Raw genomic sequence first — 17,274 nt, forward strand, 5'->3', positions numbered from 1 at the left:
CGTTGGGGTTGGTGGGGGAGAGCGGCTGCGGGAAGAGCACCCTGGGGCGCGCGTTGCTGCGCCTGGTGACGCCCACCGCGGGCTCCATCCACTTCGACGGACAGGACCTCACGGGGCTGTCCCAGCATCGCCTCCGGCCGCTGCGGCGACGCATGCAGCTCGTCTTCCAGGACCCGTATGCCTCGCTCAACCCGCGCATGACGGTGCGGGATATCCTAGGCGAGCCGTTCGACATCCACGGTCTCGCCCGAGGGCCCGGGGAGCGTGAGCGCGAGGTCGCCGCGTTGCTGGATGCGATGGGCCTGCCGCGCGAGGCATTGGGGCGCTACCCGCACGAGTTCTCCGGAGGGCAGCGTCAGCGGCTCGGAATCGCTCGGGCCATCGCCCTGCGCCCGGACCTGGTGGTGGCCGACGAGCCCATCAGCGCGTTGGACGTCTCCATCCAGGCGCAGATCGTGAATCTGTTGGTGGACCTGCAGCGCGAGCGCGGCCTCACCTATGTGTTCATCGCGCACGACCTGAACATCGTCGAGCATGTCTCCACTCGCGTGGCGGTGATGTACCTGGGGCGCATCGTGGAACTGGCGCCCTCGGACTCGCTGTACCGGCGACCGCGCCATCCGTACACGCAGGCGCTGCTCGCGTCGGTGCCGGTGCCGGACCCTGAGCGGGCACGCACCCGGCTGCTGGTGCCCGGAGAGCCGCCCTCGCCGCTCGCGCCACCTCCGGGCTGCACGTTCCACCCGAGGTGCCCTCACGCGATGGAGCGGTGTCGACGCGAGTCGCCCCCGCTGTATCCGCTGGGCTCCGGGCATTCCGCCGCGTGTTTCCTGGCGGAAGGGGAGTCCCACCAGTCCTTGACCGCCCCGCGGTCCGGAGGTGCCGACGGTGTTCTGGCTCAGTCACCATCATCCGGATGAGTACAACCGCACGTACCGGCTCGGCGGGCTCCGCGTCTGCGCGCGGTGTCTGGGGACCTATCCGGTGCTGATGGCCACGCTGGTGGGGCTGTTCATCGCGCGCGCCCCGCTGGGTTGGCCCTGGGATGTTCCCGCCGTGCTGCTGCTCACGCTGCCGGCGCTGGTGGACTGGGCGGTGGGGCGCTTCCGCCCGGTCTCCGGTTCCAACGCGGTGCGGACGGCGACGGGCGTCCTTCTGGGGATGGCGCTCGGCCGGTCGCTGTACGTCCACGTCCAGCGACCCTTGCCGGGGGTGCTGCTGGCGCAGGCCGCACTCGTGACAGCCGTCGCGCTCCCTGTCATTCTCGCCACTTACCGGAAGCCACGTCCGGATTAGACCCTGGTGGCCCGTCGCCCGTTAAGAGGGCACGGGTTGAGGGTGGGCCGGAGTGAACGTGGCTCCACGAGCGATGGGGGAGTGTTGGGACCGGAGACCTCAGACGAGCGATTGATGCTCGCCTTCCAGGCGGGGGACGCTCGCGCGTTCGAGGCGTTGGTGCGAAGGCACCGGACACCGGTGTTCAACTTCATCCTTCGCTTCGTCGGGCAACGGGCACGGGCGGAGGACGTGCTGCAGGAGACATGGCTGAAGGTGGTACGCAGCGCCGGCGAATATCAGGCGAAGGCCCGGTTCACGACCTGGGTCTACACCATCGCGAGGAACCTCTGTGTGGACAGCGCGCGCAAAGAGAGCTACCGCCAGGCCGCGTCCCTGGAGTCTCCGGTGAGTGGCGTGGACGGCGAGGAAGGCCGCGCGCTGGCGGATGCGCTGCCGGACTCCGGCGCCAGTCCGGAGCGGGGCGCGTACAACGCCCGGCTGCGTCCGCTGCTGGAGCGCGCCCTGGCCTCCCTGCCAGAAGAACAGCGTGAGGTGTTCATCCTCCGCGAGTACAGCGGCATCCCGTTCAAGGAAATCGCCGACGTGACGGGCGTCTCGGAGAACACGGTGAAGAGCCGGATGCGCTACGCGCTCGACGGCTTGCGTCGCCGACTGGCGGAGCTGGGCGTGGATGGCGATCTCGCCGAGGACGGAAGGACGGTGGTGGGATGAAGCCGCAGAACCTCCATGCGCACGAGGACCGGCTCCTCGACTTCGCCTATGGCGAGCTGCCCGCCCCGGATGCCCAGGTGGTGGAGTCGCACCTTCAGGGATGCGCCCGCTGCACCCAGGCCCTGGACGACATTCGTGGCGTGCGAGTCACCATGGGCCATCTCTCCGAGGAGAGCGCGCCCGACGCGGGGCTGGAGTCGCTGCTGGCGTATGCGCAGCAGTCCGCGCGCAGGGCCAGCGCGGGGCCCGCGCCCAAGCCGTCGCGCTGGCGCCGCTGGCTGCTTCCCGTTGTCGGGCTCGCCTCGGTGAGCACGCTGGGAATCCTCACGTTCTCCGCGCAGTCCCCGGAGCTGACCCAGGCCAATCTCGCGGCAGCCGAAGTGATGCCGAGCAAGAAGGCCGCACCCGTACCGTCCGCTTCGGCACGAAGCGCCGAGCCCTCCGCCGCGCCGGCTCCGGCCGCCGCCGCGGAGGCTCCGCCACCTCCTCCGGAGATGCGTGACGATGATGCCGCGTATGCCCCCAAGGACGCGGCGAAGACGCGAAGCGCGGAGGTTCAGCGCGCGGAAGGCTGGGCGCTGGCGGGGAGCGGAGGCGACGTGGGGGGCCGAGGCCGTGCCGATGAGCTGAAGGCGAAGGTCAAGGGCGCGGAGTCGTTCGGGGGCAAGCAGAGCCGCTCGAAGACCGCCCCCGCCGAGAAGTCCCAGCGAGAGGTGTCGAACCTCGATGAGGAGGCCCTGGCGGAAGCCGCTCCGGCTCAGGCCGTTGCATCCAGCAGCCCTCCCAGGGATGGGCTGCGGCTGGGGGGCCCGTACGCGAAAAAGGAGGCGAACAAGCCCAGTGCGGATGACCTGGCCAAGGACGGCGCATGGGACGAAGGCCCGGGGGCGCCCGCCCTGGAGGCCGTCACCGAGCCCCTGGCGCAGGGCACCGTGGTCAGCGCCCCCGCGCCATCCTCCGCCAACGAGAGCCGTGGAGGCGTGGCCCAGCAGCCGTCCGATGCGCGAGAGCAGTTGGAGCTGGAGCGCGCTTCAGCCTCCCGGGCGAAGTCCCCGATGAAGGCGACGAGGAAGGCGGATGCCGTCCCCGAAGCCCCGATGCCGCGCCCCGCTCCGGTCACCCCCGCGGCGGTGGGGCGCTCCGAGGCCGAGGATAAGACGTCGGGTTCCTCCGTGGCGGAACTCTCCCGCCAGGCCCAGTCCGCGAACCGGGCAGGGGACAGGAGCCAGGAGGCGAGGCTGTTGAGACTCGCCCTGGCCGCCGGGGCATCTGGAACCGAGCGTGCGGGACTGCTCAACCGGCTGTGTGACGCGGAGCTGGCCCTGGGGCGTCGACGCGAGGGGCTGGCGGCGTGTAATCAGGTTTTGACGGAAGCTCCTGGTTCCAGCGCGGCCCAGGCGGCGCGTCGCCGATTGAGCCATGAGGCTGAATCGGTTGAAACACCGACGAGTGACGCCCAGCCGGCGCCGTAACCGCCCGCGATTTTTCAATAAATGGGAGAGCGGGACGGTTGAAGCTGGCCATTTGACCGATGCGTCTCAGGGGCGCTGATCGAGATAATGGCACCATGGGAATGGAACAGGACTCGCGGCCGCGGGGGGCGGCTGGCCGGCAATCCGGGCAGGCCATGGTCGAAGCGGCGATGATCATGCCGCTCGCTGTGTTCATGACGCTGGGAATCATCCAGCTCACGTTGATTCAGCACGCCAAGCTGATGACCGAGTACGCCGCGTATCAAGCGGCGCGTGCCGGCATCGTGTGGAACGGCAACAACGAGCGCATGCATGACGCGGCCATCGTCGCGTTGCTGCCCACGTTGGGCCGGACCGATGACATCGGCAACCTGGCGAAGACCTTCGCCATCCATCAGATCTACGACTCCGCGATGCGCACGCTGAACTTCGGCGGCGGCGTGGTGCCTCGGACGGTGAACGGCTCGAACCTGTTCGGCCTCATCCGGGTGGACACCATCAACCCGGCGTACTTCACGCCCATCAACACCATCTGGAAGCTGCGCACCGGCTTCAACTGGCAGGAGCTCGACTTCGACGGCTCGGACAGCTTCCCGGAGGTGCCGTCGCTGGAGAACAACATCCGCAAGTTCTTCAACCTGCCGGAGCCGGATGACTCCGAGCTCGTGTACCGCAAGGCGACGCGGCTCACCATCCGCCTGCGCTACTTCTACGAGATGAAGATCCCGTTCGCGAACTGGATCATCTTCACCGCATGGTACGCGTCCAACGCGCAGGTGGCGCTGCGAGGAGCCATTGACCGGGCCACCCTCGTTCCCAAGTCCAACATGATGTCGGATGGCGGCAACCTCACGCCGCTGGCCGCGATGGCCAAGGGGATTGACCATGAGCAGGGCTACAACTCCCTGTACCCCGCCGAGATGTGGGTGCTCTGGGGGCTGGCCACCGGCAGCATCCCGCTCGTCTCCAGCCTCGTGGGCAAGCGCTACTTCATGCCCCTGTCGGCGACGTACACCATGCGCATGCAGTCCAACTTCCACCGCAAGTGGATCATGCACCTCAACCCCGACTGGGGCATGTAAGAGGACTCACGCACCATGTTCACTCGAATCCTCCGAAAGAGCTTCCAGCGCCAGGAGGGCCAGGCCCTCGTCCTGGCCGCATTGATGGTGTTGGTGATGTCCATCGCGGTGCTGACCACCGTGAACATCGGCCACACCGTGCATGAGCGCGTGCGCCTGCAGAACACCGCCGACGCCGCCGCCTACTCCATGGCCGCCATGGAGGCGCGCGCGTTCAACTTCTACGCGTACGCCAACCGCACGCAGGTCTCACAATACGTGTCGGCGATGATGTGGCACTCGCTCATCTCGCTCATCTACTCGGCCGAGGCGTTCTTCACGGACCTCTTCGGGTTCATGAAGACGCTCAACCCATGTGCCGGCAAGCGGAAGAAACTTTGGATCGTCCTCTGTCCCATCCTCGAGGTGGTCCCGTACGTGGGGCAGGTCATCAAGGCGATCAACAAGATCATCACGGCGTACAAGAACATCTTCCTCAAGCCGTTCCAGCAAGTCCTGAAGGCGGCCAACCCCGATAGATGGTTGGGGAAGTACATGATTCCGGCGCATCGGGTGCTCAACGGGGCCATGTATTTCATGTCCCAGGCGGTGATGATGTCCGCCTCCACGCACGTGGTGCAGACCGCGCAGGGCGTGCTGGACTCGAACGACAAGAACCTCAACTCGATGGCCAGCCAGCTGGCGACGGGCTTCTACAGTGAGTGCCTCTTCAGTCAGGCGCACAACGAGCACTCCGGCGGCAAGCCGCTGAACCCGGGCACGTGGAAGAACCCCTTCGGCGCGCTGGACGTGACGAAGTACGCGCGCAATGACGAAATCGCCCGCGCCAAGCGGTCCATGGGCGGCATCACCAATGCGACCCGTTACTCGTGTGACCGCGAGGGCGGCTCCTGCCCCGAGCGCTTCATCACTTCGCGCCGGATCGGCGACGTCCTGCCGCTGCCGAATGCGCTCGGCTTCCTGCGCGACATGTTGAACAACGGTGTGAATGCTCCGGGCATCATGGAGTTCCAGAAGATGGGGCAGACGCGCATGTTGTCCGCGACGTTCCCCACCGCGCGGAACACCATCAACTCGCGCAACTACATCCGGGATTGGAACGACAACCTGAACCCCTGGGGCATGACGGCGCAGGGCGACAACATGGGCGCCGACGACCTGTACTGGCTGAAGCTGGGGCCCGCGGAGGTCGACGTGGGCGTGGGCAAGGCGGACAACCCCCTGTCGTGCAACAACTCGGACCCGTATACGCGCTGCTTTGGCGACAACCGGAAGGGGAAGGGCGACAACTCGCGCACCAAGCTCCCCTTCAAGGAAATGACGAAGCCCAGCGTCTGGGCGCTGAACGACAAGGACACCGGCAGCGTCAAGGGCGGCGTCCACTGGCGCGTACACTACCCGCGGAACACGGAGCAGTGGCGCAACCACACGCCACCGAGAGGCGTCGAGCGGGACGTGGGCATCCACACCGAGAAGGTCTGCGTCCTCAAGCTGGTGGTCTGCTGGTTCAATGTGGACGTCTACACCGCGAACGTGCGTCCGGCCCAGGACGGCAATCACCCCTGGGGTGGCGTCACGCCGTTCATGCACTTCGAGCCCGGTCAGTACGCTGGAAAAACCTGCAATCCGATGGCGAAGTCAGACAAGGGCGAGCTGGCCAAGCGCACGATGGACTTCAACCAGCCCTCCGCGTGGGTGGCGCTGAACAAGTCGCCAGAAGACGTCGTGAACAAGGCCAACACGGATGGCACGGGTACGAACGCTCCCGCGCTGTTGAACGACGAGGGCAAGGTGAAGTTCACCTTCACGCCGGACTCAGAGGGCCTGGAGATGCTGAACAACCGCAAGAAGTTCCTCAGCCTCACCGAGGGCCTCAACGTCATCTCCCGTGGCCAGAGCTACTACCACCGGCCGGGCAACTGGACCGAGCAGCCCAACTTCTTCAACCCGTACTGGCGCCCGCGCCTGGCGTCCGTGTACCAGGGCCGCAATCAGCTCCCGGTGGTCGGGTCCATGCTGGACGCGCTGCCTGGCGCGCTCCAGGGCTTTGCCCCGAAGGTCATGACGCACTGAGGACCGCGATGAAAACTCTCATGTCTCGAAAGAGTTTCCGACGCGGAGCCGCCACGGTGGAGTTCGCTCTCTCCGTGCCGCTCCTCGTCATGATCCTGATGTTCAGCATGTACCTGACGGAGTTGGTCCGGGCGAAGCTGAAGCTCCAGGAGATGGCCCACTACGCCGTCTGGGAGATGACCAGCTACACGCTCTCCGACTTCGCCAAGGCCGACCACGATGCCGCGTTCGAGGATGCGCGGCAGGAGGCGCACAAGGAGCTCATCGAGCGCTTCAAGGACATGGACTCGGTGGAGCCCAACGGGCCCGCGGGATCGTTCATCGCGCGCTACAGCTCGGTGCAGGGAACCATCACCAACAAGGAGATTCCCTTCCTCGAGTCCGGGATGCTGGGCAATCCCGGCAGCACGGGCGAGGGCGGCAGCCTGGGCAGCGGGGTGATCAACATGCTCAACCGCGGCGCTGGCGCGGTGCTGAACGGCTGGGGCTTCAACAACAAGGGATGGGTGGAGTCCGAAGTCACGATGAACTTCGACAACGTCATCATCCCCCGCAGCTACCTCGACGAGAACTCCGGTCCTGGAGGCTTCTTCAAGTCGGACACCACCGGAGGCCATGACCTGTCGAGTCTCCCCATGCGCTCGAAGTTCTCGATGTACGCCAACGGCTGGCACATGCCGGACGGCGGCGACGCCATCGTCCGGGACCGGCGGGCAGGCAACCACCGAGGGGGAAGCGACCCTCACGGCATGCATGCCCAGGTGGAGCGGATGGTGTTCCTCGGCCTGACGAAGGCCCTGGATGGAGCCGTCGGCGGCGTGCTCGACTTCCTGGGGAGCATCCTGCCGAACTTCTTCGGCACCTATGTCGTCGCGCGAAACTACGGTATCGATCCCCAGCAGAAGGGGGACTGCAACGGTCTGACAGGCTATGACGGCCCGGCCAGCAGCGGCCTGCATGCGATGCGGGGCCTGCTCGACCACGACCGCCCGGACTGTTTCGACACGGCTCCGTTCCGCGACGAGATGACCTACGGCGACAGCAACTACATCAAGCTGTTCCTGGCGCGTGGCCCGCACTTCATGGGGTGCAAGAAGGCCATGGCCGACGACCCGTCGGATCCGGACGCCACCCAAGAGGCGACGAACAAGGATGAGCAGGACAACAAGATTCGCTGTGAGCAATAAGGTGGCCCGCCGGCTCCTGCTCGGTTTCGCGCTCCTGGCCGTGTGGCCCGCGCTCGCCGAGCAGGAGGTGCCCGTGTATCCGGGCACCATCCACACGCGCATCGGCAACGACCTCATCATCGGAGGCGAGTACTACCGGCTCGCCTACTTCACGACGACCGACCCCATGAAGAAGGTGGTCGCGTACTTCGCGCAGAAGTGGCGCGACGAGGGCTACCCCACCGTGGTGGAGGGAGACCTGGAGGAAGAGGCCGTGGTCTCCGCCCTCTTCACCCGCGAGGGCCTGCAGCGAGGTGTGGTGTTGCGCACGCACCTGGGCAAGACGGTGGGCTTCACGGCGCTGAGGGACATGTGGACCCGTCCGCCGAAGTCTCCTCCGTCCGGCCTGCTGAAGTTGGAGGGCACGCTCTACAGCCAGGACCTGGCGACGCGGGACGACCCGGGTGGTTCGCAGAACCGCACTTCATTGGTTGCGGGGGACCTGTCGGACGTGCAGCAGCGGGTGGGCACGGAGCTGACGCGCCAGGGCTTCGAGCCGGTGCGCAGCACGGTGACGAAGCTGGGGGGCGGCACGCAACTGACGATGGAGCACGCGCGCAAGGGCGAGCAGGTGATGACGACCATCTCCCAGGTGGACGAGGGCATGTCGTCCGTCATGCAGACGTGGGTGGGCACGGACCGTCCGGACGGGGTGCCCAACGACGAGGCGGTGCGCAAGAGCCGCGAAGCGTGGGAGCGGGAGCAGAAGGCGAAGCCGGCGAAGGGAGCGGGGAAATGAGGGCGTCGTGGGCGGTCATCGCGGTGATGCTCATGGCCGCGCCCGCGCGCGCGGAGGAGAACCCCGCGGCGCGTGAGGTCATGTCCCATATGGCCCGGGGCGCTCGCAGCGCGCGCGTGGGCGACTGGGTGACGTACCGCTTCGACGGCGGCGCGGGCGGGATGCGCATCTACTACTGGCGCATGGCGGTGGTGGGGGAGGAGAAGGACAAGGAGGGCCGGGACGCGGTGTGGGTGGAGATGGAGGCGGGCATGCATCCGTCCATGAAGTCGCCGCTCATGCAGATGCGCATGCTGGTTGCTCGCGAGGGCGAGCAGATTCGCTATGACGCCATCTCCCGGCTCTTCGTCGGTGGGCCCACGGACCGTCCCCAGGAGTACTCGCAAGAGGCGCTGGACCACGTCCTGAAGACGATGGACCAGGAGGAGAAGGACAACAAGGTGCCAGACCCCGAGGACGCAAAGGTCGTCCTGCCGGCGGGGGTCAAGCCCGTGTTGCGCACCGGCAAGGAGACGCGGGTGATGACGCTCGCGGGGACCGTGACAGTTGTTCCGGTGGAGCTGGTGATGAAGAAGACCGTCGTCAAGCGGATGTGGATCAGCCGCGAGATTCCGTTGATGCAGTTGGCGAAGATGGAGATTCCGGGCATCGCCCATTCGATGGAGGTGGCGGAGTACGGTATCGACGCCAAGCCGCGGATGGTGCTACCGCCCCCCTCCGCGCCCAAGGTCCGCCTGGAGTACGCTGACCGCATCTTCCCGGACCTGCCAGGGATGGACGCCCCCAAGGAACCCGCCGATTCGGAGAACGCCCCATGAGCTTCCCCAAGACGCAGCGCCTGCGCGCCTCCCGACGTGGGCAGGCGATGGTCGAATACTCCATCCTGAACTGGGTGCTGGTCGTCGCGCTCGTCATCGGCGCGTCGGTCAAGGTCCGCTGGACGGATGACGTCCAGTCGAACGTCATCGACCTGTTCATGCGCTCGTACCAGATCTACTACGACTCCTTTTATTTCGTCCTGAACCTGCCGTTCCCGTGACGACCCGGAGCGAAGTGGGGGCGCCGTCGCCCCTGGGGTTGCGGCTGCTGCACGCGGCCGTGTTCCTCGCCATGGCGGGGGGCGTCGTGTACGTCGCGGTCCCCGAGTGGCGGCACATCGCCCAGGTGCTGGGCCAGTCGTTCCATTCGGGCCCGCTGCCGCGCTGGACGCTGCTCGCGGGTTCCGTGTTGGCGGTGGTGAGCGGACTGCGCCTCGTCTGGGGGCTGGTGCGGGGGACGTCCGCGCCGCTCTGGGCCTCGGCCGTCGCGTTGCTGTCCGTGGTCGGCGCGGTCGGGGCGGGGGATGGACGCTCGCTCAAGGAGACGCGCTCGGAAGAGGCGACGAACCTGTCCCTCCTGCGGGTGGCTCGGCGGGTCCATCTGTCGATGGTGCAGGAACTCCAGGCCCACGGCGAGACGCCCACCGATGAGGAATCCTGGCGCAAGGCGCTCGTGGTGGCCGGTCCCAACAACGAGCAACTGCGCACGCGCGAGTTCCGCGCCGTGCCCGTCCAGATTGTGTGGCTCGAGTCGGAGGAGTCGCGTCCCTCGCCACTCATTCCCAACACGCTGTGGGTGCACGTGACGCCGGACGGAATCGGCTTCAGCATCCGCCCGGTGGGGCTCCGAGCGGGTGAGCCCGCGCTGCTTCAAGACGACCGCGCGCGGGAATTGGTGCTGCGCGGCCTCTACAACCCGGACCTGCCTCCGATGCGGGAGCCCGCCGCGTCGCCCATCGAGCAGCTGTCTCCTTCGCCAACTCCCTGACACGTCGGGTGCACGCCGGTGTTGCCGACGACCCGGGACTCAGCCAGTCTCGGTCCACCTCATGACGCGGTGGCCCAGGGCCGGAGGGGTCGCTTTCGCATCAACGACGAGGACAAGGAGCGCGCAATGGCGCATGCGGCCTGGAAGTGGGTGGTCGTCGCGGCGGCGGTAGGGGCAGGGGTGCTGGCTTGCAGTGACGACGATGACGGCGGCGGAGGCGGGACGGACGGCGGCCCCATCACCTTCGATGCGGGGGTGAACAAGCAGCGGCCCGGCTTCGGTGAGGACCCGGGGTCTCCCGTGGGCACCACCTTCGCATTCCCTCCGGGCGTGGAGATCGCCGGAGAGCTGTACGGCGCGAATGACTCCACCAAGGACTGTGGCAACGGCGTGGCGCCGGTGGGCACGGGTCCCGCGGTGCTGGTCTGCGTGCCGCTGCGAAACAACACCGGCGCCCCCGTGCTGATGACCTTCGAGCCGGGCCTCGTCATGATGAACACGGCGCCCAGCCGAATCCAGAACGGCATGTTGATGGACCGCGTGCTCATCAACCTCCCTCCCACGGGCATCGGGCCGGGCGGCATCGACGCGGGCACGGACGGTGGCACCGAGGAAGAGGTCTACGTGGTGCCCTTCCACCTCTACTGCCTCAACCAGGAGCGGGCCCCCTCCGAGCAGGATGGCACCTTCGCGTTCGGCCCCGTCTCCACGGACCCGGACATCCAGGAGCTGCTGCGGCTGCTGAGAGGGAAGACCATCGACAACGAGGACGAAGCCAACGTCGTCCAGGACGCCATTTACAGCATCACCGAATACAACGGGTTGACCGACGAGGACCGCAAGGCGCTCGCGGGCCTCTGACGCAACCGCTGAATTCGACAGGGATGGCGCGGGATTCGGTGCTGTCGCGGGAGGTGGTTTTGACACCTGCTGTATCGCACGGCTAACATCCCGCGCCATCGGCGCCAAGGTGCGCCTTTCTAGATTTCTACACCCTCGAACGCCTTCGCCGCCGAACGGCGCCCCCCCGTTTTGGAGGTTCCTGAATCATGCTGAAGGGCAAGACCCCGCTCGTCGTCGCGCTCGTACTCGGCCTTCTGGCCGGCGTCATCGCGTACTCCGCCATCAAGAAGAAGGAAGCGGACGTGCGCCGCGGCTGGAACCTGGTACCCGTGGTGGTTGCGGCCCAGGACGTCCCCGAAGGCACCGTCATCTCCTTCGAGATGATCTCTCAACGTTCGGTGCCGGAGCAGTTCGTCACCTCGTCGGTGGTTCGTCCGGACTCGGCCTCCTACGTCGTGAACCAGAAGGTCCTCGTGGCGCTGCAGGCGGGTGACCCGCTGCTGTGGAGCCAGTTCGAGACGACCAAGGCCGCCGAGCGCCTGTCCTCGAAGGTGCAGAAGAAGATGCGCGCGATGACCATCGAGGCGAAGAACACCACCGCCGTCGGCGGCTGGATTCGCCCCAACGACCACGTGGACATCATCGGCACGTTCCGCGACCCGCAGACCGACGAGAACGTCGGCGTGACGCTGCTGCAGAACATCATCGTGGTGGCGACCGGAAAGATCACCGGTACCACCAACGTCAACCTCATCCCGGAAGGCCAGCGCGACTACAACAACGTGTCGCTGATGGTGCTGCCGGAAGAGGCGGAAATCCTCGTGCTGGCCGCGGAACTGGGCGCTCTGACGCTCAGCTTGCGCAACGAGGACGACGTGGACCTCATCGAGGAGCGCGGCCGCGCCACCATCAGCACCCTGCTGTCCGGTGAGCGTACCCGCGTGCTGGAAGCCAAGCGCCGGGAGATCATCCAGATCATCAAGGGCGGCAGCGAGAAAGCCGCCGCCGCTGGCGCCCAGTAGTCGGCGCCACGCCGCCCTCACCCCCAGGGAAGCGCGCCCATGCTTGCCGGAATCGTCCTCCTCCTCGTCACAGGCTCTGTCTTCTTCTTCAGCCTGGTGATCTTCAGCGTCCTCTCGAAGGCGTACGAGCAGTACCAGGAGCGCTATGTCGCCAAGTCGATGAACGACTTGAGCGACATGTTCCTCTTCATCGATGCGCGCCAGATGTTGGTGCTCAACATCGCGTGCATGTGCTTGCTGGGCATCCTGACCTACATCATCTTCAACCCCATCCTGGCCGTCGTGGCCACGGTGTTCGGCTTCTTCCTGCCGATGCTGATGGTCAAGCACTACCGCAAGCGGCGCATCAAGAAGTTCAACGTCCAGCTGGTGGACGCGCTGCAGGCGATGGCCAACGCGTTCAAGGCAGGTCTCACCTTCCCGCAGGCCATCGAACACGTGGCGCGCGAGGCGATGGCGCCGCTGTCGCAGGAGTTCGGCCTGTTCGTGAAGGAAGTGAAGCTGGGTGTGCCGTTGGAGGAGGCGCTCATCAACATGGGCCGCCGCGTGGGCAGCGACGACCTGGAGCTGGTCGTGGTGTCCACCAACATCGCGCGTCAGCTGGGCGGCAACATGGCGGAGATGTTCGAGACCATCTCCACCGTGATTCGCGAGCGCTTCCGCCTGGAAGGCAAGATCGACGCCCTCACCTCGCAGGGCAAGCTGCAGGGGTGGATCGTGGCGGCCATGCCCGGCGTGCTGGGCATGGTGCTCAACTACATGCGGCCGGACTTGATGGAGCCCATGATGAACCACTTCTTCGGGTGGATCCTCGTGGTGATCATCGCGATCATGGAAGTGCTCGGCATCCTCATCATCCGCCGCATCGTCAACATCGATATCTGAGGGGTGCTCCGTGGACATCCTGACGCAAGTGTTGGTCGGCAGCTCCGCGCTGCTCTTCGCGGGAGCCATCGGCTTCCTCGGAATCGGCCTGTACCAGGTGCTCTTCGAGCGCTTCCTGTCGGAAGTGCGCGACGAGTCCCAGGGCGGCATGAAGGGCTTCGGCTCGGTGGCCATCCGCCGCCTGGGTGCCATGAACCGCCGCTTCATCTGGCCGAGCTACGAGGCGAAGTCGCGCCGCAACCTCATCAAGGCCGGTGAGCCCCAGGGCTACAAGCCCGAGGACATGATGGCGCTGCAGGAGGTGAGCGCCGTGGTGGGCCTGCTGATGGGCCTGTTCATCCTGAACGGCACCGGGCAGAACCTGGTCTGGTCCCTCCTGTTCCTGCTCTTCGGGATGTACTACCCGATGCTCTGGCTGAACGACCAGGTGAAGAAGCGCCACCTGCTCATCAGCCGCGCGCTGCCGTACAACCTGGACCTCCTGACGCTGTCGGTGGAGGCGGGTCTGGACTTCACCGCCGCGCTGGCCAAGGTGGTGGAGAAGGGCAAGGCGGGTCCGCTTCGCGAGGAGCTGCAGCTGGTGCTCAAGCAGCTCAAGATGGGCAAGACGCGCGAAGAAGGCCTCAAGAGCATGATTGTGCGCGTGGACCTGCCGTCGCTGACGACGTTCGTCACGGCGCTCATCCAGGCGGACAAGATGGGAACGAGCCTGGGCAAGGTGCTGCGCATCCAGTCCACGCAGATGCGCATCGACCGCACGCAGCGCGCGGAGAAGCTGGCTGGCGAGGCCCCGGTGAAGATGCTCTTCCCGCTCATCGCCTGCATCTTCCCGACGGTGTTCATGGTGCTCTTCGGGCCCATCGTGTTCCAGTTCTTCTTCGGTGAGCTCGCGGGGGGATAGTCCTCTGCCGATTCTCCTCTCCATCACCAAGGGGCTCCAGCAGGGAAGGGAGCTCGTCTTCGAGCAGGCCGAGGTGAACATCGGTCGCACGCCGGAGAACGACCTGGTGCTGCACGACCATGGCGTCTCCCGGCTGCACGCCCGCATCGTCATGCGCGGCGGGCAGTACTTCACGCAGGACATGGGCAGCTCCAACGGCACGGCGCTCAACGGCAGCCGGCTGCTGGGCGAGCAGCTCCTGCGTGACGGAGACCGCATCGGCGTGGGCCCGGTGGAGTTCACCTTCCTTTGGGTGCCTCCGGACGGGGACGAGGACGCCACGCGTCCCATCCGCCGCAACGCGCCCGCGCCACCGCCTCCCGGTGGCCTGGATCAGCAGTACCTCCCCACCGGCGAGGTTCCCCTCATCGCGCCCGTCGCCCCGCGCCAGGCCCCGGTGCTGGTCGAGGACGCGCCAGCGGTGTCTCCGCCCAGCGGCAAGCGGCCCCTCGTCGCGCCCGTGGCGCCACGCCCGCCGCCACCGGTGCTGGCGGATGAGTTCCCAGCGCTGCCACCGCCCAGCGGCAAGCGCCCCCTCGTCGCACCCGTGGCGCCCCCCAGCCTTCCGTTCATGGAGGCCCTGGCGGAGGAGCGCACCGAGGTGGCCTTCACCGGCGAGCGCCCCGTGGTGGTTCCGACCCTCCTTCCGCTCATGGACTCGCAGCCGGAGGAGCGCACCGAGGTGGCCCTGCCCCTCCGGGTGCCACCCATCGCCACCGCCATGCCTCCGGGGCTCATCGAGCTTCCGACCGAGGAGCGAGAAGAGCGCACGGAGCTGGCGCTACCCACGCTCCCCGACCTGGGCCTCCTGGACGAGCCGACCCTGGATGATGCCACCCGGCCGATTCGGACCCGCGCTCCAGGAGCCCCGGCCTTCGCCCTCTCGGCCCTGGCCGTCGCGCCAGCCCCCGGGACGTCGCCGCTCGCCGCGGAGTCCACGACGAAGGTCTCGCCCGCACCCGCTCCCACGGGGCCGAGCGCCGCGGACCGGGCCCGTCAGCGGCGGGAACTCGCGAGCTCTCGCGGCGGACGGCTCCTGCTCTGGTGGCGAGGGCTGCCGCTGGCCCGCAAGCTCCTGACGAGCACGGTGACGCTCTTCGTGCTGGGGCTGGCGGGCAGTGCGCTGGCCTTCGTCTTCCTGCCGGGCGGCCTGGCGGCGGGTGGACCCGGTTCGGAGCCCCTGAGCCTGGGCGTCGAGAACGTCCCCGACTCGTTCGGCCTGGGCGAGGGCGTGCGCTGGGAGCGCACAGACCAGAAGTCCTTCGACTTCCAGTTCGTCGCGCCCACCCGCGCCGTGGCCCTGCTGCACTACCAGGCCAGCGGAATCTCCAAGGAGGAGGTGTCCCTGGCGCTCAACGGGGTGAACCTCGGCTGGGTCCCTCCGGATACCACCACCACCGCCGAGCGCGAGCTGGAGCACATCCTCCCCGCCAATACGCTCAAGCGCGGGGCGCTCAACAGCTTCGTCTTCGACAACGTTCGCAACCCTCCCGGAAATGAGACGTGGCGGGTCTGGAACCTGCGGCTGGAGGTCATCCCCGTGCCGGAGCTTCCCCCCGAGCAGCTGCTCTCACAGGCGCGGGAGTATGCCTCCACGGGCCGGCGGTTCTTCGACACCAAGGGCGTGGGCGCGGAGAACCTCTTCCGGGCCTGGCAGCAGTTCCGCTTCGCCTGGCTCACCCTGGAGGCCCTGGACACCAAGCCGGACCTCTACCAGGACGTCCGCTACCAGCTGTCCCAGGTCTCCGCCGAGCTGGACCACCAATGCGCTCAGCTCATGCTGGAATTCCAACGGAGTGTGCAGTTCCGGAGCGCGAGGAAGGCCCGGGCGGCGCTGCAAGAAGTGAGCAGACGCTTCCCTACCACCGAGCATCGCTGCCACAATCTTGCCCAGGAAAAGGCGTTCGAGCACGAGCTCTGAGCTGGTGCTCTTTTTTCAGGAAGTCGGTGATTCGCCATGTCGAACGGTTCCCCTCCTGCTCGTCGCAGGCCTCCTTCCGGGACGCCCTCGGGCGGGACAGGAGCTCGCCCCGCTGCTCGCAGGACGTCTCCTGTTTCCGCTGCCCGCGCCCCCGGGGCGGCCACCCCTCGACTCATCTGCGTCGCGGGGCCCAAGTCAGGTGAGGAGTTCTCGCTGGAGGATGGCGAGTACGTCATCGGTCGCGCCGCGGACAACCCCATCTGCATCCCCGACACCTCCGTGTCGCGCAAGCACGTCATGGTGCGCAAGGCGGGTGCGGGCTGGATGGTGAGCGACCTGGGCTCCGGCAACGGGACGCTCGTCAATGGCGAGGCCATTGGCGAGGAGACGCCCCTGGCCAACGGCGATGTCATCACCCTGGGCGACACGGAGCTGCGCTTCGAGGACGTGGTCAACTCCACGATGATGGTCGCAACCCCGTCGCGGGGGCGGACGTCGAGTGCCTCCTCCGCCGCTTCCGGGAGCCGGGGCTCATCGCCGGCCCGGCCGCCTCCGCGCGTGGAGGGCGGCCGCGTGCGCAGCGCGCGCTCTTCGGCGATGGCGCCGCCCGACCCCGAGGTCCAGCGCAAGAAGATGCGCCTGAAGCTGCTCGCTGGCGGCGTGGTGGTGGTGCTCTTCGCCGGCCTGGGCATCGCGCGCATGCGCGTGGTGAAGGAGCAGGAGGCGATTCTCGTCCGCAAGGGCGAGCAGGACGCCGTCCGCAAGGAGCTGAGCACCATCTTCCAGGACGCGAAGAACCTGGTGCGCGAAGGCAAGTGGGTGGAGGCCAAGGCGAAGCTGGAGGAGCTGGCCGCCTCCGCTCCCGACTACCCTGGCGTGAAGGACTATCTCCAGCACGCCGAGCGCGAGATTCCCGTCCAGGAGCGCCTCACGGAGGCGCGCACCGCACTCGCCAGGAACGAGCTGGGCAAGGCCTCCGCGGCGCTGGGCAAGGCCGGTGAGAGCCAGTTCCTCTACGAGCAGGTCAGCGCGGCGAAGCGGGAGCTGTCGGAGTTGGCCGACAAGCGCACGCGCGAGGCGAGGGCCGCGCTGGATGGCAACCAGTTGGACTCCTCCAAGGCCATCACCGACGATGTCCTCAAGGCCTTCCCGGAGCACCGCGACGCCAAGATCATCAACGAGCAGGCGGCGCAGGCCATCACCGTTCGCGACACGCCCCGGGTGATTCCCACCGGCCCCGCCCCCAAGCCCTGGG

General features: G+C 67.2%; 17 protein-coding genes. All 17 read left to right on the forward strand.

The genetic code is table 11. From position 1 onward, the window contains the following. Positions 1 to 920 (forward strand): ABC transporter ATP-binding protein (locus HR086_RS32935; protein ID WP_174467612.1); only part of this gene is annotated, 920 nt, incomplete at its 5' end. Next, the gene (locus HR086_RS32940) at positions 889 to 1,296 is read left to right on the forward strand and encodes a DUF2085 domain-containing protein (protein WP_174467613.1); all 408 of its coding nucleotides are present in this window, start codon (positions 889 to 891) and stop codon (positions 1,294 to 1,296) included. The genes HR086_RS32935 and HR086_RS32940, both read left to right, overlap by 32 nt. 81 nt (positions 1,297 to 1,377) lie before the next feature. Further along, positions 1,378 to 2,010 (forward strand): RNA polymerase sigma factor, encoded by a 633-nt coding sequence (locus HR086_RS32945; RefSeq protein WP_141647175.1) that lies wholly within the window; start codon positions 1,378 to 1,380, stop codon positions 2,008 to 2,010. Then, complete coding sequence (locus HR086_RS32950) at positions 2,007 to 3,482, forward strand: zf-HC2 domain-containing protein (RefSeq protein WP_174463441.1); 1,476 nt, start codon at positions 2,007 to 2,009, stop codon at positions 3,480 to 3,482. The genes HR086_RS32945 and HR086_RS32950 overlap by 4 nt, the downstream gene beginning before the upstream one ends. 95 nt (positions 3,483 to 3,577) lie before the next feature. Continuing rightward, a complete protein-coding gene (locus tag HR086_RS32955; protein WP_141647173.1) occupies positions 3,578 to 4,564 on the forward strand; it encodes a TadE/TadG family type IV pilus assembly protein in 987 nt (328 codons plus the stop codon). 15 nt (positions 4,565 to 4,579) lie between these two features. Continuing rightward, positions 4,580 to 6,637 (forward strand): TadE/TadG family type IV pilus assembly protein, encoded by a 2,058-nt coding sequence (locus HR086_RS32960; protein ID WP_174467614.1) that lies wholly within the window; start codon positions 4,580 to 4,582, stop codon positions 6,635 to 6,637. 20 nt (positions 6,638 to 6,657) lie between these two features. Continuing rightward, positions 6,658 to 7,824 (forward strand): TadE/TadG family type IV pilus assembly protein, encoded by a 1,167-nt coding sequence (locus tag HR086_RS32965; protein ID WP_246137631.1) that lies wholly within the window; start codon positions 6,658 to 6,660, stop codon positions 7,822 to 7,824. Next, positions 7,814 to 8,602 carry a hypothetical protein gene (locus HR086_RS32970; protein ID WP_246137630.1) on the forward strand — a complete coding sequence of 263 codons (789 nt, stop codon included), beginning with the start codon at positions 7,814 to 7,816 and terminating at the stop codon, positions 8,600 to 8,602. The genes HR086_RS32965 and HR086_RS32970 overlap by 11 nt, the downstream gene beginning before the upstream one ends. Next, positions 8,599 to 9,420 carry a hypothetical protein gene (locus tag HR086_RS32975; protein WP_174455846.1) on the forward strand — a complete coding sequence of 274 codons (822 nt, stop codon included), beginning with the start codon at positions 8,599 to 8,601 and terminating at the stop codon, positions 9,418 to 9,420. The genes HR086_RS32970 and HR086_RS32975 overlap by 4 nt, the downstream gene beginning before the upstream one ends. Beyond that, positions 9,417 to 9,641 carry a hypothetical protein gene (locus HR086_RS32980; protein WP_141647169.1) on the forward strand — a complete coding sequence of 75 codons (225 nt, stop codon included), beginning with the start codon at positions 9,417 to 9,419 and terminating at the stop codon, positions 9,639 to 9,641. The genes HR086_RS32975 and HR086_RS32980 overlap by 4 nt, the downstream gene beginning before the upstream one ends. Further along, positions 9,638 to 10,408 carry a hypothetical protein gene (locus HR086_RS32985; protein ID WP_174467615.1) on the forward strand — a complete coding sequence of 257 codons (771 nt, stop codon included), beginning with the start codon at positions 9,638 to 9,640 and terminating at the stop codon, positions 10,406 to 10,408. Before HR086_RS32980 ends, HR086_RS32985 begins: the two co-directional genes overlap by 4 nt. 126 nt (positions 10,409 to 10,534) lie before the next feature. Then, positions 10,535 to 11,269 (forward strand): hypothetical protein, encoded by a 735-nt coding sequence (locus HR086_RS32990; RefSeq protein WP_174467616.1) that lies wholly within the window; start codon positions 10,535 to 10,537, stop codon positions 11,267 to 11,269. A gap of 188 nt (positions 11,270 to 11,457) precedes the next feature. Then, positions 11,458 to 12,273: a Flp pilus assembly protein CpaB gene (cpaB, locus tag HR086_RS32995; protein WP_141647166.1), complete on the forward strand. Its 816-nt coding sequence runs from the start codon at positions 11,458 to 11,460 to the stop codon at positions 12,271 to 12,273. Positions 12,274 to 12,312: 39 nt separating this feature from the next. Continuing rightward, the gene (locus HR086_RS33000) at positions 12,313 to 13,158 is read left to right on the forward strand and encodes a type II secretion system F family protein (protein WP_141647165.1); all 846 of its coding nucleotides are present in this window, start codon (positions 12,313 to 12,315) and stop codon (positions 13,156 to 13,158) included. 10 nt (positions 13,159 to 13,168) lie between these two features. Beyond that, positions 13,169 to 14,059 carry a type II secretion system F family protein gene (locus tag HR086_RS33005; RefSeq protein WP_141647164.1) on the forward strand — a complete coding sequence of 297 codons (891 nt, stop codon included), beginning with the start codon at positions 13,169 to 13,171 and terminating at the stop codon, positions 14,057 to 14,059. Further along, a complete protein-coding gene (locus tag HR086_RS48790; protein ID WP_371745752.1) occupies positions 14,040 to 16,019 on the forward strand; it encodes an FHA domain-containing protein in 1,980 nt (659 codons plus the stop codon). The genes HR086_RS33005 and HR086_RS48790 overlap by 20 nt, the downstream gene beginning before the upstream one ends. 36 nt (positions 16,020 to 16,055) lie before the next feature. Further along, on the forward strand, positions 16,056 to 17,274 hold a 1,219-nt coding region (locus HR086_RS33015), incomplete at its 3' end, for an FHA domain-containing protein (protein WP_174467617.1).

It is taken from the genome of Myxococcus sp. CA039A, from assembly GCF_013336645.1.
In the GTDB taxonomy this organism is placed as follows: domain Bacteria; phylum Myxococcota; class Myxococcia; order Myxococcales; family Myxococcaceae; genus Myxococcus; species Myxococcus llanfairpwllgwyngyllgogerychwyrndrobwllllantysiliogogogochensis.

Bases quoted from the DNA above. Each gene is read 5' to 3' on its own strand.
- HR086_RS32950 (WP_174463441.1), top strand. From the start codon at position 2,007: ATGAAGCCGCAGAACCTCCATGCGCACGAGGACCGGCTCCTCGACTTC.
- HR086_RS32955 (WP_141647173.1), top strand. From the start codon at position 3,578: ATGGGAATGGAACAGGACTCGCGGCCGCGGGGGGCGGCTGGCCGGCAA.
- HR086_RS32960 (WP_174467614.1), top strand. From the start codon at position 4,580: ATGTTCACTCGAATCCTCCGAAAGAGCTTCCAGCGCCAGGAGGGCCAG.
- HR086_RS32965 (WP_246137631.1), top strand. From the start codon at position 6,658: ATGTCTCGAAAGAGTTTCCGACGCGGAGCCGCCACGGTGGAGTTCGCT.
- HR086_RS32975 (WP_174455846.1), top strand. From the start codon at position 8,599: ATGAGGGCGTCGTGGGCGGTCATCGCGGTGATGCTCATGGCCGCGCCC.
- HR086_RS32980 (WP_141647169.1), top strand. From the start codon at position 9,417: ATGAGCTTCCCCAAGACGCAGCGCCTGCGCGCCTCCCGACGTGGGCAG.
- HR086_RS32990 (WP_174467616.1), top strand. From the start codon at position 10,535: ATGGCGCATGCGGCCTGGAAGTGGGTGGTCGTCGCGGCGGCGGTAGGG.
- cpaB (WP_141647166.1), top strand. From the start codon at position 11,458: ATGCTGAAGGGCAAGACCCCGCTCGTCGTCGCGCTCGTACTCGGCCTT.
- HR086_RS33000 (WP_141647165.1), top strand. From the start codon at position 12,313: ATGCTTGCCGGAATCGTCCTCCTCCTCGTCACAGGCTCTGTCTTCTTC.